This window comes from Lactobacillus kalixensis DSM 16043 (assembly GCF_001434335.1).
In the GTDB taxonomy this organism is placed as follows: domain Bacteria; phylum Bacillota; class Bacilli; order Lactobacillales; family Lactobacillaceae; genus Lactobacillus; species Lactobacillus kalixensis.
In genome coordinates, this window is sequence record NZ_AZFM01000011.1 from 42,758 (window position 1) to 65,066 (window position 22,309).

The 22,309-nt window shown below is 35.7% G+C and carries 24 protein-coding genes; 21 read left to right on the plus strand and 3 right to left on the minus strand.

Going from position 1 to position 22,309, the window contains the following annotated elements:
* The first annotated feature begins 7 nt into the window (after nucleotides 1-7).
* From glmS to FC46_RS04725, 10 genes are all read left to right on the plus strand, one after another.
* A complete protein-coding gene (gene glmS, locus FC46_RS04680; protein ID WP_057798352.1) occupies nucleotides 8-1,819 on the plus strand; it encodes a glutamine--fructose-6-phosphate transaminase (isomerizing) in 1,812 nt (603 codons plus the stop codon).
* A 102-nt stretch (nucleotides 1,820-1,921) separates the two neighbouring features.
* Nucleotides 1,922-3,985: a BglG family transcription antiterminator gene (locus FC46_RS04685; RefSeq protein WP_236702291.1), complete on the plus strand. Its 2,064-nt coding sequence runs from the start codon at nucleotides 1,922-1,924 to the stop codon at nucleotides 3,983-3,985.
* A gap of 128 nt (nucleotides 3,986-4,113) precedes the next feature.
* Nucleotides 4,114-5,859 carry a PTS mannitol transporter subunit IIBC gene (locus tag FC46_RS04690; protein WP_057798354.1) on the plus strand — a complete coding sequence of 582 codons (1,746 nt, stop codon included), beginning with the start codon at nucleotides 4,114-4,116 and terminating at the stop codon, nucleotides 5,857-5,859.
* A 15-nt stretch (nucleotides 5,860-5,874) separates the two neighbouring features.
* A complete protein-coding gene (locus FC46_RS04695; protein WP_057798355.1) occupies nucleotides 5,875-6,321 on the plus strand; it encodes a PTS mannitol transporter subunit IIA in 447 nt (148 codons plus the stop codon).
* Between the two features lie 2 nt (nucleotides 6,322-6,323).
* A complete protein-coding gene (locus FC46_RS04700) occupies nucleotides 6,324-7,496 on the plus strand; it encodes a mannitol-1-phosphate 5-dehydrogenase (protein ID WP_057798356.1) in 1,173 nt (390 codons plus the stop codon).
* Between the two features lie 144 nt (nucleotides 7,497-7,640).
* Nucleotides 7,641-8,456, plus strand: coding sequence for a Cof-type HAD-IIB family hydrolase (locus FC46_RS04705; RefSeq protein WP_057798358.1), 816 nt, complete (start codon nucleotides 7,641-7,643; stop codon nucleotides 8,454-8,456).
* 61 nt (nucleotides 8,457-8,517) lie between these two features.
* Nucleotides 8,518-8,907, plus strand: coding sequence for a fluoride efflux transporter FluC (locus FC46_RS04710; RefSeq protein WP_057798360.1), 390 nt, complete (start codon nucleotides 8,518-8,520; stop codon nucleotides 8,905-8,907).
* Nucleotides 8,908-8,909: 2 nt separating this feature from the next.
* Entirely contained in the window at nucleotides 8,910-9,284 is a 375-nt protein-coding gene (gene crcB / locus FC46_RS04715) for a fluoride efflux transporter CrcB (RefSeq protein WP_057798361.1), read from the plus strand.
* Nucleotides 9,284-10,009, plus strand: coding sequence for a hypothetical protein (locus tag FC46_RS04720; protein WP_057798363.1), 726 nt, complete (start codon nucleotides 9,284-9,286; stop codon nucleotides 10,007-10,009). Before crcB ends, FC46_RS04720 begins: the two co-directional genes overlap by 1 nt.
* Nucleotides 10,009-10,476, plus strand: a complete 468-nt coding sequence (locus FC46_RS04725; protein ID WP_057798365.1) for a low molecular weight protein-tyrosine-phosphatase — start codon at nucleotides 10,009-10,011, stop codon at nucleotides 10,474-10,476. The genes FC46_RS04720 and FC46_RS04725 overlap by 1 nt, the downstream gene beginning before the upstream one ends.
* 13 nt (nucleotides 10,477-10,489) lie before the next feature.
* Here the strand turns inward: FC46_RS04725 and FC46_RS04730 are convergent, their stop codons facing one another.
* Nucleotides 10,490-11,635 carry a glycerate kinase family protein gene (locus FC46_RS04730; protein WP_057798367.1) on the minus strand — a complete coding sequence of 382 codons (1,146 nt, stop codon included), beginning with the start codon at nucleotides 11,633-11,635 and terminating at the stop codon, nucleotides 10,490-10,492.
* Between the two features lie 166 nt (nucleotides 11,636-11,801).
* On the opposite strand from FC46_RS04730, the gene FC46_RS04735 reads away from it, so the two are divergent.
* Both FC46_RS04735 and FC46_RS04740 read left to right on the plus strand, forming a co-directional pair.
* Nucleotides 11,802-12,071 carry an FMN-binding protein gene (locus FC46_RS04735; RefSeq protein WP_057798369.1) on the plus strand — a complete coding sequence of 90 codons (270 nt, stop codon included), beginning with the start codon at nucleotides 11,802-11,804 and terminating at the stop codon, nucleotides 12,069-12,071.
* Nucleotides 12,072-12,090: 19 nt separating this feature from the next.
* A complete protein-coding gene (locus tag FC46_RS04740) occupies nucleotides 12,091-13,089 on the plus strand; it encodes an asparaginase (protein ID WP_057798371.1) in 999 nt (332 codons plus the stop codon).
* Between the two features lie 49 nt (nucleotides 13,090-13,138).
* Here FC46_RS04740 and FC46_RS04745 read toward each other — a convergent pair whose 3' ends face one another.
* A complete protein-coding gene (locus FC46_RS04745; protein WP_057798374.1) occupies nucleotides 13,139-13,963 on the minus strand; it encodes a Cof-type HAD-IIB family hydrolase in 825 nt (274 codons plus the stop codon).
* A 101-nt stretch (nucleotides 13,964-14,064) separates the two neighbouring features.
* Nucleotides 14,065-15,666 (minus strand): APC family permease, encoded by a 1,602-nt coding sequence (locus tag FC46_RS04750; protein ID WP_169787531.1) that lies wholly within the window; start codon nucleotides 15,664-15,666, stop codon nucleotides 14,065-14,067.
* Between the two features lie 294 nt (nucleotides 15,667-15,960).
* Between FC46_RS04750 and FC46_RS04755 the strand changes: the two genes are divergently transcribed.
* The 9 genes from FC46_RS04755 to FC46_RS04795 all read left to right on the plus strand — a co-directional run bounded on the left by FC46_RS04755 (nucleotide 15,961) and on the right by FC46_RS04795 (nucleotide 22,148).
* Nucleotides 15,961-16,479 carry a VanZ family protein gene (locus FC46_RS04755; protein ID WP_057798378.1) on the plus strand — a complete coding sequence of 173 codons (519 nt, stop codon included), beginning with the start codon at nucleotides 15,961-15,963 and terminating at the stop codon, nucleotides 16,477-16,479.
* An 83-nt stretch (nucleotides 16,480-16,562) separates the two neighbouring features.
* Nucleotides 16,563-17,291: a YebC/PmpR family DNA-binding transcriptional regulator gene (locus tag FC46_RS04760; RefSeq protein ID WP_057798380.1), complete on the plus strand. Its 729-nt coding sequence runs from the start codon at nucleotides 16,563-16,565 to the stop codon at nucleotides 17,289-17,291.
* 68 nt (nucleotides 17,292-17,359) lie between these two features.
* Nucleotides 17,360-18,556 carry a bifunctional phosphopantothenoylcysteine decarboxylase/phosphopantothenate--cysteine ligase CoaBC gene (gene coaBC, locus FC46_RS04765; RefSeq protein WP_057798382.1) on the plus strand — a complete coding sequence of 399 codons (1,197 nt, stop codon included), beginning with the start codon at nucleotides 17,360-17,362 and terminating at the stop codon, nucleotides 18,554-18,556.
* A gap of 121 nt (nucleotides 18,557-18,677) precedes the next feature.
* The gene (gene comGA / locus FC46_RS04770; protein WP_057798384.1) at nucleotides 18,678-19,652 is read left to right on the plus strand and encodes a competence type IV pilus ATPase ComGA; all 975 of its coding nucleotides are present in this window, start codon (nucleotides 18,678-18,680) and stop codon (nucleotides 19,650-19,652) included.
* Nucleotides 19,621-20,622, plus strand: a complete 1,002-nt coding sequence (locus FC46_RS04775; protein WP_057798386.1) for a type II secretion system F family protein — start codon at nucleotides 19,621-19,623, stop codon at nucleotides 20,620-20,622. The genes comGA and FC46_RS04775 overlap by 32 nt, the downstream gene beginning before the upstream one ends.
* Before the next feature lie 11 nt (nucleotides 20,623-20,633).
* Entirely contained in the window at nucleotides 20,634-20,996 is a 363-nt protein-coding gene (locus FC46_RS04780) for a competence type IV pilus major pilin ComGC (protein WP_057798388.1), read from the plus strand.
* A complete protein-coding gene (locus tag FC46_RS04785; RefSeq protein WP_057798390.1) occupies nucleotides 20,983-21,399 on the plus strand; it encodes a pilus assembly FimT family protein in 417 nt (138 codons plus the stop codon). Before FC46_RS04780 ends, FC46_RS04785 begins: the two co-directional genes overlap by 14 nt.
* Nucleotides 21,400-21,406: 7 nt before the next feature.
* The gene (locus tag FC46_RS04790) at nucleotides 21,407-21,616 is read left to right on the plus strand and encodes a hypothetical protein (protein WP_157046779.1); all 210 of its coding nucleotides are present in this window, start codon (nucleotides 21,407-21,409) and stop codon (nucleotides 21,614-21,616) included.
* On the plus strand, nucleotides 21,600-22,148 hold the full coding sequence (locus tag FC46_RS04795) for a ComGF family competence protein (RefSeq protein WP_162253134.1): 549 nt from the start codon (nucleotides 21,600-21,602) through the stop codon (nucleotides 22,146-22,148). The genes FC46_RS04790 and FC46_RS04795 overlap by 17 nt, the downstream gene beginning before the upstream one ends.
* Nucleotides 22,149-22,309 lie beyond the last annotated feature (161 nt).

Below are 22,309 nucleotides of genomic sequence, written 5' to 3' on the forward strand. Positions count from 1 at the left end.
AAAATATATGTGTGGAATTGTTGGTGTTGTAGGTAAACCTGCAAGAGATATCATTTTAAATGGTTTAACTAATCTTGAATACCGTGGTTATGATTCAGCTGGTATTTACCTTAATGATTTAAATGGTAATGAATACTTAACTAAAGCCGTTGGTCGCATTAGCAACTTAAAGGAAAAGTTAACTCCTGATGAACAAGGTCTAGTTGGTATTGGTCATACTCGTTGGGCAACTCACGGTAAGCCAACTGTTGATAATGCTCACCCTCACTACGATGAAACTAAGCGTTTCTACTTAGTTCACAATGGCGTTATTGAAAATTACACTGAGTTAAAAGAAAAGTACTTACAAGATGTTAACTTCCATTCAGATACTGATACTGAAGTTGTTGTTCAATTAATTGGTAAGATTGCGCGTGAAAAGAACTTAGATGGTTTTTCAGCATTCAAAGAAGCTTTGAAGCTTGTTAAAGGTTCATATGCATTCTTACTTGTTGATAATACTGAACCAGATCACGTATTTATCGCTAAGAACAAGTCACCAATGATGCTTGGTTTAGGTGATGGCTTCAACATCATCGCTTCAGATGCAATTTCTGTTTTGGACCAAACTAAGACTTTCGTTGACTTACAAGATGGCGATGTTGGTGACATTACAAAGGATAGCTACACTATCGAAACTGTTGATGGTGAAAAAGTAGAACGTGAACCACACGTATTGAACATCGATCCAAACGCCGCTTCAAAGGGTGCATACGAATTCTACATGCTTAAGGAAATCGATGAACAACCTGGCGTAATGCGTAACATGTCTCAAACTTACCTTGACGACAATGGTGAACCTAAGGTTGATCAGGATATTATTGATGCTGTTTCTAAGGCAGATCGTCTTTACATCTTTGCTGCAGGAACAAGTTATCACGCTGGTCTTGTAGGTAAGACTATTTTTGAACACTACACTGGCATTCCTACTGAAGTTGGTTATGCTTCAGAAGCTGGTTACCACTTCCCAATGATGAGTAAGCACCCATTCTTCATCTTCTTAACTCAATCAGGTGAAACTGCTGACTCACGTGTTGTTTTGAAAGAAGCAAACAAGCGTGGTATTCCAAGTTTGACTATGACTAACGTTGAAGGTTCAACTTTATCTCGTGAAGCTAACTACACCATGCTTTTAGGTGCAGGTCCTGAAATTGCTGTTGCTTCAACCAAGGCTTATACTGCCCAAGTTGCTTTGCAAGCAGTACTTGCTAAAGCTTTAGGTGAAAAGTTAGGTGTTCAAGAAGCTAAGGATTGGAACTTAAAGCACGACTTAGCTATTGCCGCTGAAGGTATTCAACAAGTTGTTGATGGAAAAGAAAAACTTGAAGAACTAGCTGTTAAGTACCTTGTTCCATCAAGAAATGCTTTCTACATTGGACGTGGAATTGACCATGCTGTAGCTCTTGAAGGTGCATTGAAGCTTAAAGAAGTTTCATACATCCAAACTGAAGGTTTTGCTGCTGCTGAACTTAAGCACGGAACCATTTCCTTAATTGAAAAAGACACACCAGTTATTGCTTTGATCAACGATCCAGTTACTGCAGATCTTACTCGTGGTAACATTCAAGAAGTTGTTTCTCGTGGTGCCAACATCATTACTATTGTTGGTAAGGACTTTGCCAGAGAAGGCGATAACATTGTTTTACCAGAAATTAATTACTACATGTCAGCACTTTTGACAGTAGTTCCAACTCAACTTCTTGCATACTATGCTTCTAAGAACAAAGGCTTAGATGTTGATAAGCCACGTAACTTGGCAAAGAGTGTTACTGTTGAATAATTAATTTGGTAACTTATATTAAAAGAACAGATTATGTCTGTTCTTTTTTTTATGCATTTCGGTATAATCATTTTAGAAAGATTAGACAGGACTTGAGCAAAGATGATTTATTTAACTGATCGACAAAAACAAATTTTACAAGTTTTATCGGATTGTCCGGATGGAATTAGTATCAAAGAACTTGAAAATAGAGTTAGCGTTAGCCGAAGAACTATTTATCGTGAATTTAAAGATTTACGTAGCGTTTTAGAAGCAGAAGGGCTAGAAATTAATAATAGTAATCGTAAATATAGTTTATTAGGTGATCGGGTAGCTCAAGAAAAGCTTCGTCAAGTTGTTAAACAGGTTAAAAGCCAGCAAGTAATGTCAGTAGCAGAGCGCGAAAATGCGATTGCAGCTAAACTCTTACTAGAAGATGAACCTTGTAAAATAATTCAGTTAGCTTTGGATTTAGGTGTAAGTGAAGCAACTATTCAAAACGATTTAAATGCAGTTGAGAAGTCGCTTAAAGAGTATGGTATTGAACTTTTGAGAAAAAAAGGCGTGGGTATTTCTACAGAGACATCTGAAAGTGAACGCCGTCAAATCTTAATTGGGATTCTTTTAAGTGAGATTAATGATTATGATTTTTTCAGATTTGTCCATAATAAGAAAGTAAATGAAAATTTCTTTTTGAAATTATTAGATCAAGACTTACTAGTAAAAGTTGATCAAGCGTTAAAAGAAAGTGTTTTTGATAAAGTCGATCTTGATTCTGATTATCAAATTATGGAGTTGCTCCTATCATTCACTATTTCGATTATTAGATTGCAAGCTCAACATCCAATTGAAAGCATTAAGCCTGCAGCGGATTCTTTGAAATATCAAGGATATGTTTTTCATTTTATGGCATTAATTTCAGAGAATATGAAAGTGAATATCCAGCCAAATGACGCCATTTATTTGGCAAATAAAATTTTGAGTTGTGACCATCAACAGAGCTTTTTATATTATGATAACGATCATAAATTAATGATATCGATCAAAGTGAAAAATATGGTTAAATCTGTGTCAGAAGCGATGCATTGGAATTTTCAAAAAAATACCAACTTTGTTAATCGCTTAACTGAACACATTTTAAGCTTGACTGAACACCGTGTTACGCCACTACCTAATGCTAAAATTGACATGTTGATGGACTTAAGCGAAAGGTTCCCAGAATTGTATTGTGTTGTCAAAGATGCTTGGCAAGAGTGTTTCCCTCAAGAAAAGCTCACGCGTCCAGAATTACAATTGCTGCTCTTGTATTTTGCCAATGAGTATACTAGTAGTCACAATCATCCACATTTAAATGCTTTGGTGATTTGCGAAAATGGTATTGGAACATCAGCCATCTTAGGGGCAAGATTAAAACAAAAATTTGCGGAAATTAATGAAGTAAAGTTGAGCCGTGTGTCTAATATTCCTAATCTTGATTTGCAAAAATATGATTTGGTGCTTTCAACTTTAGAACTGAAGGGCTTTTCTCGTGATTATCTGTTAGTTAGTCCGCTCTTAATTGATGACGAGATTAGTCACATTGAACGCTATATTCAAGACTATGAACGAAAATATCCTATTGACAGTAGAAAAGAAAATCAAACGCATGAAGTGGTTAAATCACATTCAGTTGCCAAATTAAATGAACTGTCGATTAGTAGTTTGTTTTGTAATGAATTAGTAAATGACATTAAGCTGCAAAGACTCTACTATAATGCTGATAACTTAATTGCTGTTGTTCAAGAATGTTTAGCTCATACTGATAAAAGTATTATTAAGCATCAACAACCTGTAGCTAAGAAATTACTTGAGAGAATTAGACTAGCACCAGTAGGTATTCCTAATAGTAATTTAGCATTACTTCATACTAGTACTAATGAAATTACCCGCTGCAGTTTTACTATTTTTGATTTGGATAATGAAATTAAACTACCAGCAATGGATCATAACGAAATTCAAGTGAAGAGAATTTTGTTAATGTTGGGGCCAAAAGATCTGTCTGAACCTGAAAGAGAAGTCATGAGTTTAATATCAAGCATGATAATTATGAATGATGTCAATCTTCATTTGTTTGAAAATGGCAGTCAAGATGAAATAAAAAATGCTATTTCAAGCCAGTATATAAGCGATTTGAAAAGAAAACTATAAAATAACGTGAAAGCCTTAACAAACTCTGGCACAAACTAGTGTGCCAGAGTTCTATTTTGATTTCATTGAAACCGCTTGCACCATATCTTATGATAGAACCATAAGATAAATGAGAGAGGAAGAAGAAAATGAATCAAGCAAAGAGTAGCTCTTCACTTAAAGTGAAAGTGCAAAAATTTGGTACAGCTTTGTCTGGTATGATCATGCCAAACATTGGTGCGATCATTGCTTGGGGATTAGTCGCAGCGATCTTTATGTCACCTAACGGTTGGTTCCCTAACAAAAATATTAATAATTTAATTCAACCAATGCTTCACTACTTGCTTCCATTATTAATTGGATACACAGGTGGTCGTATGGTTCACGATGAACGTGGTGCCGTCGCTGGAGCAATTGGTACTTTAGGTGTAATTGTTGGTACCACTCAGCCAATGTTCTTAGGTGCCATGATTATGGGACCATTAAGTGCATGGCTCTTAAAGAAGTTAGATAATCAATTCCAAAGCAAGATTAAATCTGGTTTTGAAATGATCTATAACAACTTCTCACTCGGTATTTTAGGTATGATTTGTGCAATCTTTGCCTACTTTATCATTGGTCCTGTTATGGATTGGGGAAGTCACTGGGCAAGTGTAGGTGTTAATGCAATTATTAATGCTCACTTATTACCACTTGCTAACATCGTTATTGAACCAGCCAAGGTATTGTTCTTAAACAACGCTATTGGTAATGGTATTTTGGTTCCATTAGGTATCCAACAAGCTGCAGAAGCTGGTAAATCAGTTCTGTTCTTGATGGAATCAAACCCAGGTCCGGGTCTTGGAATTTTAATTGCTTTCATGTTATTTGGTAAGGGTAGTTCTAAGAGTTCCGCTCCAGGTGCCGCAATTATTGAATTCTTTGGTGGTATTCACGAAATTTACTTCCCATACATTTTGATGAAACCTTCATTAATCATCGCAGCTATCGGTGGTGGATTGAAGGCTGCTGCTTCACCAGGTTCAATCTTTGCTATTTTACTTGTATCAGCTAAGGATGCATACTTTGGCAACATTGTTGGTGTGCTTGGCGCTGCAATCGTCTCATTTGTTATTGCTGCAATCATTCTTAAAAATGATAAGAGTGAAGGCACTGACTTAGCTACTAAGCAAAAAGAAATGCAAGCAATGAAAGCAGAATCAAAAGGTCAAACAATGCCTACTGAAGAATCTGCAAATGAATCAGTTAAATCATACTCTGACATTAATAAAGTAATTTTCGCTTGTGACGCTGGTATGGGTTCATCAGCAATGGGTGCTTCCTTACTCCGCGACAAATTCAAAAAGGCAGGAATTAACATTCCAGTCACTAACACAGCTGTTAGAAACTTAAAAGATGAAAATGGATTATTAGTTATTACTCAAGAAGAATTAGCTGATCGTGCTTTACAAAAGAGTCCAAATGCAATGCATGTTTCAGTTGGTAACTTCTTAAATAGTCCAAAATACGATGCAATTGTTGCTAATTTTAAAGCATTAACTCAGGTATCTGATAAACCAACTGCTTCTAATCAACCGGCTAAGAGTGTTGGTAAGCTTGAAAATATCGATTTCGCTAAAGTTAAGGAAGTTGACTTTATCCGTCACGATCAACACCTAGGCACTGCAACGATGGCAACTAGTTTATTCAATGATGCAATGAAGAAGGCTGGTAAGAAGATTCCAGTTAAAGCAATTCGAATTAATGAACTTGAAGATGATCCAAAGCACTTAGTAATCATTACCCCGGCTGTTAAGAAAACTTTAGCAACTCGTTATAGTGATGTTCAGGTAGTCGTAGTTGATGACTTACTTAAAGATAAGAAGCTTGGCGAAATTATCAGTAAGTTGAATTAGAAAGGGATGAGATAAATGCAGTTAGAAGCAAGTATGATTAAGTTGAATCAAGATGTTCCAACACGTGATCAAGCTATTAGAATGGCAGGGCAACTGCTTGTTGATGGAGAATGTGTTGAACCAGATTACATTGATTCAATGATCGCTCGTAATAATGATGTTTCCACTTACATGGGGAATTTTATCGCTATCCCTCACGGAACTGATGAAGGAAAGAAATTCATTAAGAAGACTGGTATTTCAGTTGTTCAAATTCCAATGGGCGTTGACTTTAGTGATCCTGAGACTGAAGGAGAACAGTTAGTTACAGTAGTCTTTGGGATTGCTGGTTTGAATAATGAACACTTAAATATTTTGTCACAGATTGCTATTTTCTGTAGTGATGTTTCAAACGTTGCCAAATTAGCTGACGCACAATCACCACAAGAAATTATTGATTTATTAAAGAACGTAGGAGATTAAAAATGAGAGCAGTACATTTTGGTGCAGGTAATATTGGTCGTGGATTTATTGGTGAAACTTTAGCAGATAATGGCTTTGGCATCGATTTTGTTGATGTTAATGAAACAATTATCGACGAATTAAACAAGCGCGGTGAATATGATATCGAGCTTGCCGCACCTGGTAAGAAGAGAATCCATGTTTCAGATGTTGATGGTATTAATAATGCCAAGAATCCAGAAAAGGTTATCGAACAAATTAAGACCACAGACATGATTACTACTGCCATTGGCCCTAAGATTTTGGCAATTATTGCTCCATTAATTGCACAAGGCTTAACCGAAAGAATTAAGTCAGGCAATACGAAGCCACTTGATGTTATCGCATGTGAAAACATGATTGGTGGTTCAGAACACTTAAAAGAGGAAGTTTACAAACACTTAGATGATGATATTAAGCCAGAAGTTGACAAGTACATTGGCTTCCCTAATGCAGCTGTAGACAGAATTGTTCCAATTCAACATAACGATGATCCGCTCTTTGTTTCAGTTGAAGACTTTAAGGAATGGGTTATTGACGAAAGTCAAATGAAGAACAAGGATATCAAGCTAAAGGGTGTTGATTATGCCCCAGACCTTGAACCATATATTGAAAGAAAGTTATTCTCAGTTAATACGGGTCACGCAACAGTTGCCTACACTGGTAAGAGTCTCGACTACTCAACCATTGGGGATGCAATCGAAGATCCATTTGTTTTAAAGCAAGTTAAGCGGGTTTTAAGTGAAACTAGATCACTTCTTCATAATAAGTGGAACAAAGAATTTACTGAAGAAAGCCTTGAAGAATACCACAACAAGATCTTAAGTAGATTCCAAAATCCATATATTTCTGATGACATTGCTCGTGTTGGTAGAACTCCAATCCGTAAGTTAGGATATAACGAAAGATTCATTCGCCCAATTCGTGAATTAAAGGAACGTGGTTTGTCATACGATGCTTTGATGGAAACTGTTGGTAGAATTTATCACTTCGATGAACCTAACGATAAGGAAAGCGTTAAGTTAATGCAAATGCTTAAGGATGAAGACTTAAAGGACGTTATTGTTGAAACTACTGGTCTTAAAGACGATCCTGAATTAGTAGATGAAATTGCCCTTTCTTACAAGAATGCTGACAAAGATGTCAAAAAAGCTTAATTAAAATATTTCTTCTCCAAAATTGATTGAGTATAAAAGTGCGAGTTTACTCGCACTTTTTTTTACCTAAAAGCAAGTAATAATCGTAGTTCATTGCATTATTTTGTATAATATAACCATATAAAATGTTAGGAGTACGTAATAATGGCAATTAAAATGATCGCAGTTGATTTGGACGGAACTTTATTAAATAGTGGAAAGAGAATCTCCTCAGAAACTTTACGAACTTTACAAGCAGCTCACGGACAAGGAATTAAAATTGTTTTAGCATCTGGTCGTCCTCTATCAGGAGTTCTACCTTTTGACGAAGAAATTGGTTTAAAGGGTGAAGATGAATATGCCGTTGTTTTTAATGGTGCGGTTGTTCAAGATTTGGCTGGTAATGTCATGATGAGTCAAAAGCTAGACTATCGTGATTTTGAAACTTTGTTGCGTTTTCAAAGATTAAGTCATGTAAACTTACATTTTGAAACAACTGAATGTTTTTACACCTTAGATCGTGATCTTTGTGTTCAATTATTAATTAGTGCTGCTATGACTGATAACGAATTGAAGGTGCGTGAGCGCAGTGACATACCTAAGGACTTTATTTTTAATAAAGCTGTCTTTACTTGTGATCAGAATAGTGATCAAATTGGAAAATTATGGGCATCACTTCCAGATTGGGCTTTTCAATCATATGATATCGTTCGCAGCTTAGATAATTGTATTGAATTAAATGCTATTGGTGCTTCAAAAGGGAATGCTTTGATGGAATTAGCTGATCGCTTAAAGATTAGTCAATCTAATGTCATGGTTTTTGGTGATCAAGGAAATGATATTTCAATGTTTGATAATCCCGAATTCAAGAAGATTGCAATGGGTAATGCTATTGAAGATATCAAACAAAGAGCAGATTATGTGACTGATGACAATGATCATAATGGTATCGCAAAAGCATTAAAGAAATTTGTCCTTTAACCTTTCTTAAAAAAACGGGTATAATAAATTTCAGAATGTTCGGGAGAAACGAGGAGATTTTTTGTCTAATAAAATAAAAAACTACCTTAGCGTAGCTTTTTTTGCGTTTTTTGGAGGCGCATTTAGGGCAGCATTAAATACTAATTATGGTTTCTATGGAACTTTTTGGGGTAATATTATTGGCTGTTTTTTATTAGCCTTTTTGACATATTTTTTTATTGAATTTAAAGATTTCTACGAATGGTTAACAGTAGGATTAGGTACCGGTTTTATTGGAGCTTTTACCACTTTTTCAACCTTCACACTTGACACTTTGAAGCAATTACAAGCAGGTCAAACGATTAATGCACTAATTTACTTCTTTACATCAATTGTTTTTGGCTTTTTATTTGCTGAACTGGGTTCAAAAATTGGCACAAAGTTGGGTAAAACAATAATAGGGATGGAGTAAAGATGAATTTACTACTAGCAGGGATTGGTGCAATGATCGGTGCAAGTCTGCGTTATGGCATCACTAATTACGGTAAAAAACATTGGGAAAAATTTAAACAAAAGTATAATAACTTACCTTTCCCAACTTTGTTTATCAATTTATCTGGCGCATTTTTATTGGGACTTATTTTCGGTATCGGTAGCAATGTTTTTTTCTACGCTTTGGTAGGAACTGGTGTAATGGGTGGATATACTACTTTTTCGACTTTAAACACAGAACTACTAGCCTTATATCGAGATAAAAATTATCGTGCGCTACTTTGGTATATGCTCACTTCCTATTTAGGCGGTTTAATTCTTGTCTATGTAGGATTTTGGATAGGAAGTTTATATTAATGAGAAAATTTATTCCGAAAGTGGTTAAGATAATCGCGGTTTTATTAGCTGGATTATCTTTATATTTACTTTTGCTCAGTTCGGCAACCGTGAGAGTTGATGACACTCACAAAATGGCTAAAGAAGTCATTGATAAAGTTTTGAAAAATTCTGACCAACCTGAGTTGACTGATGCTATTAAGATGGTGAGAACTTCTGGACTTGAAGATGATTTGATTGCAAATTTAAATCCACGTATTAAAATAGATTTTTCCTATGCAGACGTTTATCAGTTAAGCACAAAATATGACAATAATGGTAAGTTAACAGTTAAAGATTTTCCTTACAAGCCACACAATAGCTTAGAGGAAGTTATTGAAAAGTTCTTATTAGTTCAGGTCAATAAAGAATTAAAAAAAGAGTCAGAACAAGTTTCTCATTTGATTAGTATTTTTCGCTATTCAATTTTTGCGATTGTTCTTCTCTATATTTTAGCGGCAATTTTATTTATTTTTGGTCGCTACTGGGCCTCTATTCCGCTTTTAGTTGGTTCACTAACATCTTTTGGAGCTCTATGGCTCTTCTGTAATTCGATGACTAGACAGCTTCAAGCTGAAGTATATAGCGGTATTACAATTGATGTTAACTCGGGTATTTGGATAGGGTTGATTATAGGGCTAGTTACTGCAATTGCTTGGCCATTTTTGTTAAAATTAACCCAAGATAAAAAGAAAGAAGAGAATTAATGCATAAGATATTATTCGTTTGCCATGGTAATATTTGTCGCTCACCAATGGCCGAATTTGTTATGAAAGATATAGTTTATCAAAATAAACTAGGGGATAAGTATATAATTGAATCGGCTGCAGCAACAAATGATGCAGTTGGGATGACAATGGATCTACGGGCAAAAAGAGAATTAGATAAACATCATGTTTCTTATACAACTCACATCGCTCGAAAGATGACACGTGAAGATTATCAAAGCTACGATTATTTGGTTTGTATGGACGAAGAAAATTTTTTGGATATGAATCAAATTACTGGCGGCGATCCAGAGCAAAAAGAATATAAATTATTGGCGTTTACAGGGAGTCATAAAGATGTTGATGATCCTTGGTACACCGGTGACTTTGATACAGCTTATAAAGAAATTAGACAAGGCTGTGAAGCTTTATTTAATCAAATTGAAAGCAAAAAAGAAGAGGAGTAAAAAAGCTCCTCTTTTATTTTTGCAATAATAATCTAACAATATTTTCGCAGGTGCGACTGACATTTTCCGGACCATTAATCAGTGCTTCTTCTAAACTACAAGGTCGATCAATAATACTAAAGAAAGCGGTGAAACCGTATGAATAAAGCTGCTCAATTCCTTTTCCAAGAGTTCCAGCTAAAGAAATTACTGGAATTTGATATTTTTTGGAAATTTGTGCTACTCCAAAAGGTGTTTTACCATATTTCGTTTGAAAATCAGTTCCACCCTCACCAGTGAAAACAATATCTGCATTTTTGATCTTATCTTCTAAGTGACTTTCTTTGGCAACAACTTGCACTCCAGGAATAAGTTGAGCATTAGTGAATGAAAGCAGGCCAGCTCCAAGCCCACCAGCAGCTCCAGCACCTGGAAGTAGAGCTATATCTTTATTAGTTTCTTTTTTGATTATTTGTGCATAATGAGCTAGGTTTTGATCTAATAATTCCTGCGTTACTTTATCTGCACCTTTTTGTTTACCAAAAGTGAAGGAGGCACCAGTAGGTCCAATTAATGGATTTGTGACATCACTTGCTATAATAAATTCTACTTGTTTTAAGGCAGGATTTATTTTTGATAAGTCTAGGCTCGCTATTTTGTCTAAATCACCACCGCCAAGATGGTGAGAAATAAGCTGTTGATTTTTATCAAAAAACTTTACCCCTAAAGCTTGCGCCATTCCAGCACCGCCGTCATTTGTTGCACTACCGCCTAGACCGATAATAATTTTATTGACTCCTTTTTTGAGAGCGGAATTAATTAGTTGTCCTACACCATATGTGTTGGCTATTTTAATATTATCTGGATTACGTTCTTTTTTTGTTAAAAAGGTAAGTCCACTGCTAGCTGCCATTTCAATAATTGCGGTTTTTTCATTATTGATTAAGCCGTAAGTTGCAGTAACTTTATTATTAAGTGGATCAAATACTTCTTCAGTAATATAATGTCCATTTTGACTGTCAACTAAAGCAGCTGTTGTTCCTTCCCCTCCATCAGCCATTGGCACTGCGATAATTTCTGAATTTGGATCGGCTTTTCTAATACCTTTTTCCATTGCTTGGCAAACTTCTCTTGCCGACATGCTGTCCTTGAAAGAATCTGGCGCTAAGATATATTTCATAATTTTCACCATTCATTGTTAAAGAATTAATTATTTCGCTGTACATTGCAATTATAACAATTAATTTATATTAAGATTGATAACTTTAAATTTTCATGAGTATCTATTAAAATTATTTAGTGGATAAATGGACATATGCTAAATTAAGATTAATGGGGATTAGACAATGATTTTCAAACCTGGTTATTATGAAGCTGAGATAGATAACCCGGCACGAATTAAGACCGAAGTAAAAATAGAAGATAAGAGAATTGTTGACGTAAAGTTGTACACTTTAAAAGATGAACGACCAATTGAACCCGATCTTGCAAAAGAGTTCAAAGGTCAGATAATTGATGCACAATCAGTTAATATTGATGGTGTATCAGCTGCAAGTATTCTTACCAAGGCTGTCAAGTCTGTTGTTGGTAAGGCTTTGGCAGATGCTAGAATATAGCTTATAGGGGGCTGGATTAATGACAAAGAAAATTTTATTACTATCAACGGGAGGAACAATTGCGTCCGTAGTTTCTGAGTCAGGATTAGTACCTAAAGAATCTGGTGAAGAATTAATAAAGCTATTAGGTGATTTGCCTTATGAAATCGATGTTAAAGATATTTTGCAACTTGACTCTTCAAATATTCAACCAGAAGAATGGAAATATATTGCAGAAAAGATTTATAAGTATCGCTTGGATTATGATGGTATTGTAGTTTCTCATGGTACTGATACTATGGCTTATACTGCTTCAATGCTTTCATTTATGCTTCAAAATATTGAAATACCTGTTGTATTAACGGGAAGTCAGGTACCAATCAATGTAGTTTTAAGTGATGCCCCAGATAATTTACGCTTAGCATTTGCAGCTGCAGCAAACTGTCAAGCTGGAATATATTTGGCTTTTGATCGTAAAGTAATGCTGGGTTGCCGTACAGTTAAGGTGAGAACCATTAACTTTAATGCTTTCGAGAGTGTGAATGTCCCGCCTGTAGCTGAAGTAACTTCTGATGGACTGGTTTTTAAGCATAAGATAGCTGATAAGCAAAAAAAATGTGTCTTAAATACCAACATTGATACCCATGTTTCATTGGTTAAATTATTCCCTGGTTTTGATCCTAATCTCTTATTTGCTATGGCTGATAGTGGTTGCCATGGAATCGTTATTGAAGCATATGGAATGGGCGGAATGAACTATATTAGACGAAATATGGTTGGAGCTGTTGGTGATTTGATTAAACGTGGAATTCCAGTTATTGCCAGCAGTCAATGCTTGTATGAGCGTAGTGACCTGACTAAATACGAAGTTGGGCGTTTAGCTCTTCTTGAAGGAGCAATTAGTGCTAGAGATATGACTTCCGAAAGTGCTATAACTAAGTTGATGTGGGCTTTAGGACAGGGAATGAATGTCCATGAAGTGACTGAATTTTTCAACCAAGATGTGGTAGGCGAAGTTACAATCGAAATTGAAGAATAAAAGCTATCAATAGCAATTCTGAAGTTGAGTTGCTACTGATAGCTTTTTGTTATTTTTCGGCTTTATCTAAATATTCTTCTAGAACTTGTAAAACGCCACTATCATTATTACTTGGTGCAGTGTACTTGGCTAATTTGATTATTTCAGGATTACCGTTAGCCATTGCATAGCTATAACCAGCAAGTTCAAGCATTTCTTTGTCATTTAAACCATCACCAAAGGCAATTAACTGACTGGGTTCCAAATTGAAGAATCGTAAGAAATATTTTAATCCTTGAGCTTTATTAACACCATAAGCAATCACATCGATATCATCAAAGCCGCTGGTAGTGCAGTGAATTCTCTCAGTATGTTTTGAATTGAAAGTATTTTCCATCTCTTCAGCTAAGCTAGAATCTATATTCAAAGTTAACTTGATAATTCGTTCCCTGGTTGGAATTTCATCAAAACTGTCTACACCTTCGTTATTTGGATAATAGAAGTTCATCAAGCGTTTGAAATCAGTAGGGTATGAATTTAAGTAATAAGCCCCTTCACGGCCACTTGCACAAATATGAGCTTGTGGGTAGTTTTCTTGAATAAAATTAATTAATTGGATCCCGGTTTGATAAGTTAAGTAGTGACTTGAAATAATTTCATTGTCCTTAACTAAAAGTGCTCCATTTTCTGCGACGATATCAATCTTGTCCAAAAAGCCTGCAAAATCTCGCTTGAGGCGCGCTAACGGACGCCCACTAGAAACAATGAAGTGAATGTGATGTTTTTTGAGTCTAGTTAAAACTTTGCTAAATCTTTCATGATCATAAGTTAAATCATCATTCATGAAAGTTCCATCCATATCAACAGCAACTGCTTTAAAAGGAATATCAGTCATTTTTTTCTCCTTACTTAATAAAGTATGTATTTTTATTATACCGTAAGCGATTACATATGAGTAGAAAAAAAGAATGCATAAGCATTCTTAAAAAGTTGAGTTTAATTATCGCCATCTTTTTCAGCTTTAAAAGCGTCGTTAAGATTTGGTTTACGACGGCCAATTATCCAAACTACAAATAATGCAATAATACCTTCGATTAGGATATATAGACCGCGTAAGGTAATCTTGCTACCACCCATGTATAAGCCGAGGATAACGGCAATTAAGATGATTGCAATGATTGAAATCCATTGTGGTTTATCAAAAGCAACACCATACTTAATTTCACGTCTTCTAATACTTGGTAAGATTGTTCCTAATCCAACTAAAACAACAACAGCAACGATGTTAATAATCAATTCGTACCACCAAGTACTGCTTCCTTCTGGCACATCTTGAGGGGTGATGCCCATAAGAGTAGCAATAGCTGTTACAGCAAGTAAGATAAAACCAACAGCATATGCGATTTTATCATTTTTGATGAAGACATAATCTGATGGAAACTTTTGAGAATCTCTTCTAATTCTCATGAATGAGTAAAAGATCCAGCAAGTTACACCTGGAGAAACGATTGAGTTTAAGTTTAAGAGCCAATTGAAGATATCATTCATGTCTGGAAGGAAGATACCAAGCAACATGATAAAGGCAGATAGTGAAACAGTTAAAATGTAACCGTTAATTGGCAAACCGTTTTTGTCGGTTTTTCTCAAGAAACTTGGCATGTAACGCTTACCAGTATCGGAGATGAGCATTCTAGTCATAGCATCAAGTAAAACAGCCAACATTGCACAGTTAAAGAAGAGTGAAGTCCAAGCCCAGATGAAGAGCAAGGTATGTCCAATTCCGTATTGTTGACCAATCATGTCAAAGACGTAGTAGGCACCGTTCATCTTCAAATCATTTGGAATATGGTAAGCATTGAAGTAGATTCCTAATGCGAATGAGCCGAAAATAGTAACAAATGCAGTTACTGCTGCAAGCATCATCATTGACTTAGGGAAGTCACGTTTAGGATCTTTCATCTTAGTTACGTATGGTGCAACTAGTTCACATCCGTTCATGGCGTAAATCAACATGGCAATTGTAGAGAAGTAGTGCCAGTCAAATTTAGGGATAATAGTTTTCCAAGTAAATGGTTGAGTTGCCATGTGTCCACCGGATTTTGCTAAACCAACGAAGGCTAAGATAACCATGACAAACTCCATAATTACCATCATTCCACCGCCAATTGTAGATAGAATTTCCATTGAATGTGAGAAACGATTCTCAACAATAATGAACACAATAAAAGTCACGAAGGTTAAAATTGCAAACATACTATTAGAAATACTATGTTGGAATTTTTCTGAACCAGTAAAGGCCCAACCAATATCAACGATGACTTCATTAGCTGAGTCAACTGCGTAAGGAATTGATGCTGCCCAGTATGTCCAAGCAGTGAAGTAACCAAGAAATTCTCCGTCAGTACCACGTACCCATGAAGATAGACCACCACCTTCTGAATTGAAGACAGATCCTAATTGACCTACCATCAATGAGTAAGGTAAAACATAAAATACACACATTAGAATCCAGGAGAAGACAACTGACATTCCTTGGTTTTGGAAGTTGTACATGATATCATCTATTCCGATAACTGTACATAAAGCCATTAAGAACATAGTCTGCCAGGAGATATACTTCTTATCTGGATTTAAATCTTTAATTTCGTCCACTTTTAATAATCACCTTTCTTAAATCCACAACATTGAAAGTGAAATTTATGCAGGTGACTTATTTTTGAATATTTCATTCATTAATTAATACACTCCCTGTTAGTAACAGTTCAATTTTACATATAATATTTGAGAAAAACTAGGCTAAAACGCTTTCTATATCCAATATCATTTTAAACTTGATGTTTGAAGTGTAATATTTAACATTGAATAAGCAGAAACTAAAAAAGAAGTGAGCATATGAACAAATTTCATTTTACAAAAAAAGAAAAAATATATTTAATTTTAGCTTTATTAGTGCTGATTGGCTTATTCATTTCTAGCTCAATGACTTACCATGAACAGGAAATGAAACCAGGATTCATTGATACGCATTTTAAATTTGTTGAAAGAATTGTTGGCAATTGGAATATTTATTACGGTGGCCGCTGGCATAATAGTCAGATGGATGGCGGAGTAGCAGGAATGACACAGTTTGTTTTGAGAAAATTTGCCCATTTTTCTAGTTATTTCTTACTAGGGATGTTTGGTTATTTGGGGTTAAAGCGAATTTTTCGTATTAGTTGGATAGCACCAATTGCTGCCTGGCTTGCTTCAATTGGCTTAGCAGCCTTTGATGAATATCACCAATATTTAACTGGGGATCGTACTCCAAGTGTCCATGATGTTATTTTAGACGGTGCTGGAGCATTCTGTGGAATCATAGTTTGTTTATTAATAATTTGGATTAGAAAAGAAATTAAGAAAAAAACAGTTTAAATTACTGATAATATTGAATTTTGTATTTCTGTGAGTTAAGATAATTAACGTTAATATTATAGAAAAAAGAAAGAAGGATTCTTATGTCAGGACATTCAAAATGGCACAATATTCAAGGCCGCAAGAATGCGCAAGACGCAAAAAGAGGTAAAGTCTTCCAAAAGTTATCTCGTGAAATTTATATGGCTGCAAAGAGTGGTGGTCCTGACCCTTCAGGGAATCCAGCATTGCGTTTGGTTATGGATAAGGCTCGTGCAGCTAACATGCCAAAGGACAACATCCAACGTGCTATTAAGAAGGCTGAAGGTGGCTCAGAAGAACACTACGATGAAATTACTTACGAAGGTTACGCACCAGGTGGTGTAGCTGTTTTTGTTGAAGCATTGACTGATAACAAGAACCGTACTGCTTCAGATGTTCGTGTTGCCTTCACTCGTAACGGTGGTTCACTTGGCGCTACTGGTTCAGTTGCTTACATGTTTGACCGCAAGGGTTACATTGTAATCGACCGTTCAACTACTGATGCTGACGAAGATCAAGTTTTACTTGATGTTATGGATGCTGGTGGTGATGACTTACAAACTAGTGATGATGCTTTTGAAATCTACACTGATCCAAAGCAATTCGCTCAAGTTCGTGATGCTCTTGAAAAGGCTGGCTACAAGTTGGCTGATGCGGAATTAACTATGATTCCACAAAACACTACTCCTGTTCCAGCAGATAAGAAGGAACAATTTGAACACTTAGTTGATCAACTTGAAGATAGTGACGATGTTCAAAATGTTTACACTGCTGCAGCAGATGAAGATTAATTTTTGAAATTAATAAAAGGACTATCTTGTTTCATTGCAAGATGGTCTTTTTTCTTAAGGTGATTATGATGACACGAATTGCAGTTTATCTTAGTGGCGGTATCGCGGATTACAAGGCGGTAGAAGTAGTTAGAAATTTACAAAAAATGGGTCATGAAGTCAGGGTGGGAATGACAAAAAATGCTGAGGCGTTCGTGGGTAAGCAAACCTTAGCGGCCTTAACTAAACACCCTGTATTAGATGATTTATGGGCTGAAGAAGTTATTCATAAGATTAGTCATATTGAACTTGCTGATTGGAGCGAATTGGCTTTGGTAGTTCCAGCAACTGCAAATATTATTGCTAAACTTGCAAATGGAATTGCTGATGATGCGGTTTCGACTACCCTTTTAGCAACATCCAGTCCGATTATGGTAGTTCCAGCAATGAATACTCATATGTGGGAAAAAGCCGCAACTCAGCGTAATTTGCATAATTTAGAGCAAGACGGAATCTTAGTGATGGAACCGGCAACCGGACGATTAGCGGAAGGATATAGCGGCAAAGGTAGAATGCCTGAACCTGATGAAATTTCTTCCTGGATGGCAGATTTTTTAAATAAAGAGGATATCCTGAAAGGAAAGAAAATTATTGTGACAGCTGGTGGTACGATTGAAGCGATTGATCCAGTTCGTTATATTGGCAACCGCTCTAGTGGCAAAATGGGAATTGCAATTGCTCAAGAGGCAGCTAAATGTGGTGCCGAAGTCAGTTTGCTAGTTGGCAACATTACTGCTGCTTTGCCAACAGATCCACATATTAAGATTTATCAAACCAAGTCAGCGCGTGAAATGCTGGCTAAGCTTCAAGAAATTTTTCCACAAAACGACGGCTTAGTAATGGCTGCGGCTGTCGCAGATTATCATCCAAAAGAATACGTTGACCACAAGATAAAAAAGAATCAGGCTAGCGATAATTTAACGATTGAACTTGAAGAGAATCCAGATATTTTAAAAACTATTGCTCAAACAAAACGATCAGATCAAATTGTGGTAGGATTTGCTGCAGAAACAAATGATTTACTTGAAAATGCTCATCGAAAATTAGAAAAAAAGCATGCTGATTTTATTGTTGCTAATGACGTTTCAAAAAATGTTTTCGGTAGTGATGAAGACCAAGTGACGATTTTGAGTAAGAATCGTGAAAATGACGTTTGGCCACTGATGACTAAGAAAAAAGTGGCAGAAAAAATAGTCCAATTAATTGCTGATCATCTAACAAAATAAACTAAAAATTCCTCAGTTTTTGATAGCTGAGGAATTTTTTTGCACTTTTTTTATTTTTCAAAAAATTTTTGGGCCTTTTTTGCGAATTTAATATATAGAGGGTAAAAAAGGAGGTTTTATTATAGAAACAAAGGAAAAGGTGGCACAGATTATTGAAGATGCCATTAAGGTGCAAGCAAGCGACATCTTCTTGATGCCGAAAAGAGAAGGATATCTCTTAAGCTATCGGCAAATTGAGGGCTTGAGAGAAAAAGAAAGATTAAGTTTAAAGCAGGGGAAGGAACTGATTAACTTCTTCAAATATGCGGCGCAGATGGATATTTCTGAGCATAGAAGACCTCAGGTTGGCGCCATGACATACTCTTTTGAAGATGCGGAATATTATTTGCGTTTTTCTAGCCTTGGGGATTTTGATGATCAAGAATCTTTAGTCATTCGCGTGATTTATAAAGTGAACCAAAGTCAATATTTTCTTCCAGATCAATTAGCGGAATTAAAAGAACTAGCAAAAAGACGAGGATTAATTATTTCAAGTGGTCCAACTGGATCAGGCAAAACTACGACAATGTATGAACTTGCTAAGCAGATTGGTCAAGGAAAAGTTGTGATGACAATTGAAGATCCTGTTGAAATTCATGAAAGTAGCTTCTTACAAGCTCAAGTCAATAATGAAGCTGGGATTGACTATGTCAGTTTGCTTAAAGCGGCATTGCGGCATCGACCGGATATTTTGATCATTGGAGAAATTCGTGATCAGGGAACTGCCAGACTTGCAGTTGATGCAGCTTTAAGTGGACACCTAGTTTTTGCGACATTCCATGCAAAAAGTACTTTACAGACGATCTCACGTTTAGAAGGGCTTGGTATCACTAATGATGAATTAGCAAACTGTCTAACGGCAGTATCTTATCAGCGCTTGATTTCAAGTAGACAAGGACTTTCATGCTTACTTGATGTGGCTAGTAAAGAAATTTTGCAAAAAAGTATTAGTGCTAAGACGCGAGCGGATTTTGTATCATGGCAAGCTAATTTAGAAGAATTAAGAAAAAGAGGTGAAATCGACGATGCAGCTTACTTGGACTTCCAAGCCGGATAAGTTAAACAGTGAAGAACAGTTAGAATTCCTTGATTATCTGAAGAGCAGTTTAGAAAATGGTTTTTCTTTAAATAATAGTGTGGAATTAATGCCAGCGCTTTGGCCCAAGAAGAAAGATTTAATGATTAAACTTGATCAAGAAATGAAAGCTGGTGGAGATTTTTCAAAAGAGTTATTAAGTCTCGGTTTTTCAAAAACTATTTCAACCCAAATTAATCTTGCTCTGCAGCAAGGATCATTAGTTGAATGTTTGCGGCAATTAACGATTTTGAATCGGCTAAAAAATGAACAAATCAAAAAATTACAGGCAGAATTAGCGTATCCCTTTGTCTTGGCGGGGATGATGGTGCTGCTATTGGTCTTCATGCAAAGTTTTGTTTCAATGCAGTTCAGTGATAGCCATGAATATACCGGTGATATTTTACTTAGTTTGTTAATTGTCTTCGTCATTGGCGTTAGTTATTATTTTGCAAGAATCGTCAAACTATTAGCTAAGCAAGACTACGAATCGATGAAAAAATTGAGTAAATATTGGTTCATTGGCAAAGTGGTTCAGACATATGTGAGCTATTTAATCATTTATGATATTGGATTGCTGCTTTCTAGTGGCTTTTCATTGCAAAAGATGTGTGATTATGCAGCTAGCCAGGAAAATGGCTCTTTGCAGCAATATTTGGGTGTTAAAATCGGTGAAAAATTAGCTTTAGGAAATAGTTTAGAAGAAATTATCAAAGAAGAGGAGTTTTTGCCTGATACGTTGTTGATTTTACTGAAAACTGGATCAAAACGAGAAAATCTCAGTAAACGCTGCTTAATTCTAGGAAATAATTTGTTTACTGAGCTAACAAGAAAAATTGAAAAAATGGTTGTTAACGTGCAACCAGTGTGTTTTGTGTTATTAGGTTTATGCATTATTGGGATGTATTTGAAACTGCTTTTGCCAATGTATTCAATAATGCAGGGAATTTAGGAGGAAAAAGAATGAAGAAGAACTTAATTGATTTATTAAAAAAGAATCGCAAGCAAAAGGGATTTACTTTGATTGAAATGGTAATTGTTATTGCTATTGTTGTTATGCTCTTGGTGATTATTGCGCCTAACTTGGTTCAGCAAAAGCAACGCGCACAAACTAAGACTGACGAAGCTTTTAGAACCACTTTGCAAACGCAGGTTGAACTATATAATGACGAACACCCTTCGAAGAAGTTAACAAGTAGTTTAGAAGACCTAGCTACTGCAAAAGACAGCCAAGGTGATTCGTATTTGTCAGAAGATCAAAAAAAGAAACTATCAAAATATCGACTGGAAAACGGAAAAGTTGTTTTGATCAATGAAAAGAAGTAGAGGATTTACGATTTTAGAAGCATTAATCACGCTTACAATCGTATGTTTAATTATGGTAATTGGAACTCTGCAATTAAAAGAATATCAAACCAAAATTATTTTTTATAATTCGATTGAACGCTTTAACGCAGCATTAGAACAGGCAAGCAGAGTGGCAACGATTCGAAAAGAAAAAATTGATATTGAATATTTTAGCGAGTCACATCTAATGTATCTTGAAGGTGAAAAAGGCTATTATCGCAAGATAAAATTCGATGACAAGATGAAAATTAATCAAATTGTTGATTATTCAATTTCAAGTAGTGGGATGTCTAAACCAAAGCGGATTATTTTCTCTGATGGAAAACATCGAAAGGTTGAAAATGTTCAGATGGCGTGGGGGAAAAGAATTGATGAAGACTAAAGGATTTATGATGCTGGAGAGTATGGTTGCGTTGACGGTTGCCTTTTTAGGGATGATGATCTTTTCAGTCGTGTTTTTGGATAGCCAAAGAAATGAGCAACGAATTGAAGAAAAGACGGACAGAGCTTTAGCTGAAAGGATTATGCGGGACAATAATTTAAAGCAAGTGATGATCCATGATCAGGTCTACCGGGTTGAGAATGATGAAGAGAACTAGAGGTTTTTTGTTAGCTGAGGCGATTTTTTCTGTTTTTATTACCGTCATAATTGTATTGATTTTACAAAATTTAATGCAAAATTTACGTAACGCCCAAAAAATAGGACACAAAACTGATGAAGTAGCATATGCTTATGTTCAATTTGATCGTTTCCTTCATGATGATGGGGAATCTTACACTATGCCGGATAAATCACATTCATCAAAGGCTGTGTTTAAACATGTTAATTCAAGAGGCAAAGAAGAAAGCTATTCGCTGGAATTTTATGTAAAAAATGGTAATAAAATGCTGAGGACTTCAACTTCTTCAGGTGGGCACATGCCTTTACTGGTAAATTTGAAGGATGCAAAGCTCAAAACTGATGATGAACACATTGAAATTGATTTAATGGAAAAAGATGGTCGCAGGAGTGTGCTAACTTTTAGGTTAAATAAAAAGGCAAAGAAAGCAGAAAAAGACAGTACAAAAGAAAGTGATAATAAAACTGAAGGTGATAATGAAGATGAAGAAACAGAAGAAGATGAAGGGTAGTGCCTTATTAAGTAGCATCTTAGTTCTTACGACTACTTTGATTTTTTTAAATCTCTACCAAGAGGTTTATCAAGACAGTGCTGAGAATAATTTAATGCTAATAGAACTGAAACTTGAAAGCACTAAATAAGCTGGAAGCTTTATAGGTTCTGGCTTTTTCC

Coding starts and splice junctions, on each gene's coding strand:
- glmS (WP_057798352.1), top strand. CDS start 8: ATGTGTGGAATTGTTGGTGTTGTAGGTAAACCTGCAAGAGATATCATT.
- FC46_RS04685 (WP_236702291.1), top strand. CDS start 1,922: ATGATTTATTTAACTGATCGACAAAAACAAATTTTACAAGTTTTATCG.
- FC46_RS04690 (WP_057798354.1), top strand. CDS start 4,114: ATGAATCAAGCAAAGAGTAGCTCTTCACTTAAAGTGAAAGTGCAAAAA.
- FC46_RS04695 (WP_057798355.1), top strand. CDS start 5,875: ATGCAGTTAGAAGCAAGTATGATTAAGTTGAATCAAGATGTTCCAACA.
- FC46_RS04700 (WP_057798356.1), top strand. CDS start 6,324: ATGAGAGCAGTACATTTTGGTGCAGGTAATATTGGTCGTGGATTTATT.
- FC46_RS04705 (WP_057798358.1), top strand. CDS start 7,641: ATGGCAATTAAAATGATCGCAGTTGATTTGGACGGAACTTTATTAAAT.
- crcB (WP_057798361.1), top strand. CDS start 8,910: ATGAATTTACTACTAGCAGGGATTGGTGCAATGATCGGTGCAAGTCTG.
- FC46_RS04720 (WP_057798363.1), top strand. CDS start 9,284: ATGAGAAAATTTATTCCGAAAGTGGTTAAGATAATCGCGGTTTTATTA.
- FC46_RS04725 (WP_057798365.1), top strand. CDS start 10,009: ATGCATAAGATATTATTCGTTTGCCATGGTAATATTTGTCGCTCACCA.
- FC46_RS04730 (WP_057798367.1), bottom strand. CDS start 11,635: ATGAAATATATCTTAGCGCCAGATTCTTTCAAGGACAGCATGTCGGCA.
- FC46_RS04735 (WP_057798369.1), top strand. CDS start 11,802: ATGATTTTCAAACCTGGTTATTATGAAGCTGAGATAGATAACCCGGCA.
- FC46_RS04740 (WP_057798371.1), top strand. CDS start 12,091: ATGACAAAGAAAATTTTATTACTATCAACGGGAGGAACAATTGCGTCC.
- FC46_RS04745 (WP_057798374.1), bottom strand. CDS start 13,963: ATGACTGATATTCCTTTTAAAGCAGTTGCTGTTGATATGGATGGAACT.
- FC46_RS04750 (WP_169787531.1), bottom strand. CDS start 15,666: ATGTTCTTAATGGCTTTATGTACAGTTATCGGAATAGATGATATCATG.
- FC46_RS04755 (WP_057798378.1), top strand. CDS start 15,961: ATGAACAAATTTCATTTTACAAAAAAAGAAAAAATATATTTAATTTTA.
- FC46_RS04760 (WP_057798380.1), top strand. CDS start 16,563: ATGTCAGGACATTCAAAATGGCACAATATTCAAGGCCGCAAGAATGCG.
- coaBC (WP_057798382.1), top strand. CDS start 17,360: ATGACACGAATTGCAGTTTATCTTAGTGGCGGTATCGCGGATTACAAG.
- FC46_RS04775 (WP_057798386.1), top strand. CDS start 19,621: ATGCAGCTTACTTGGACTTCCAAGCCGGATAAGTTAAACAGTGAAGAA.
- FC46_RS04780 (WP_057798388.1), top strand. CDS start 20,634: ATGAAGAAGAACTTAATTGATTTATTAAAAAAGAATCGCAAGCAAAAG.
- FC46_RS04785 (WP_057798390.1), top strand. CDS start 20,983: ATGAAAAGAAGTAGAGGATTTACGATTTTAGAAGCATTAATCACGCTT.
- FC46_RS04790 (WP_157046779.1), top strand. CDS start 21,407: ATGATGCTGGAGAGTATGGTTGCGTTGACGGTTGCCTTTTTAGGGATG.
- FC46_RS04795 (WP_162253134.1), top strand. CDS start 21,600: ATGATGAAGAGAACTAGAGGTTTTTTGTTAGCTGAGGCGATTTTTTCT.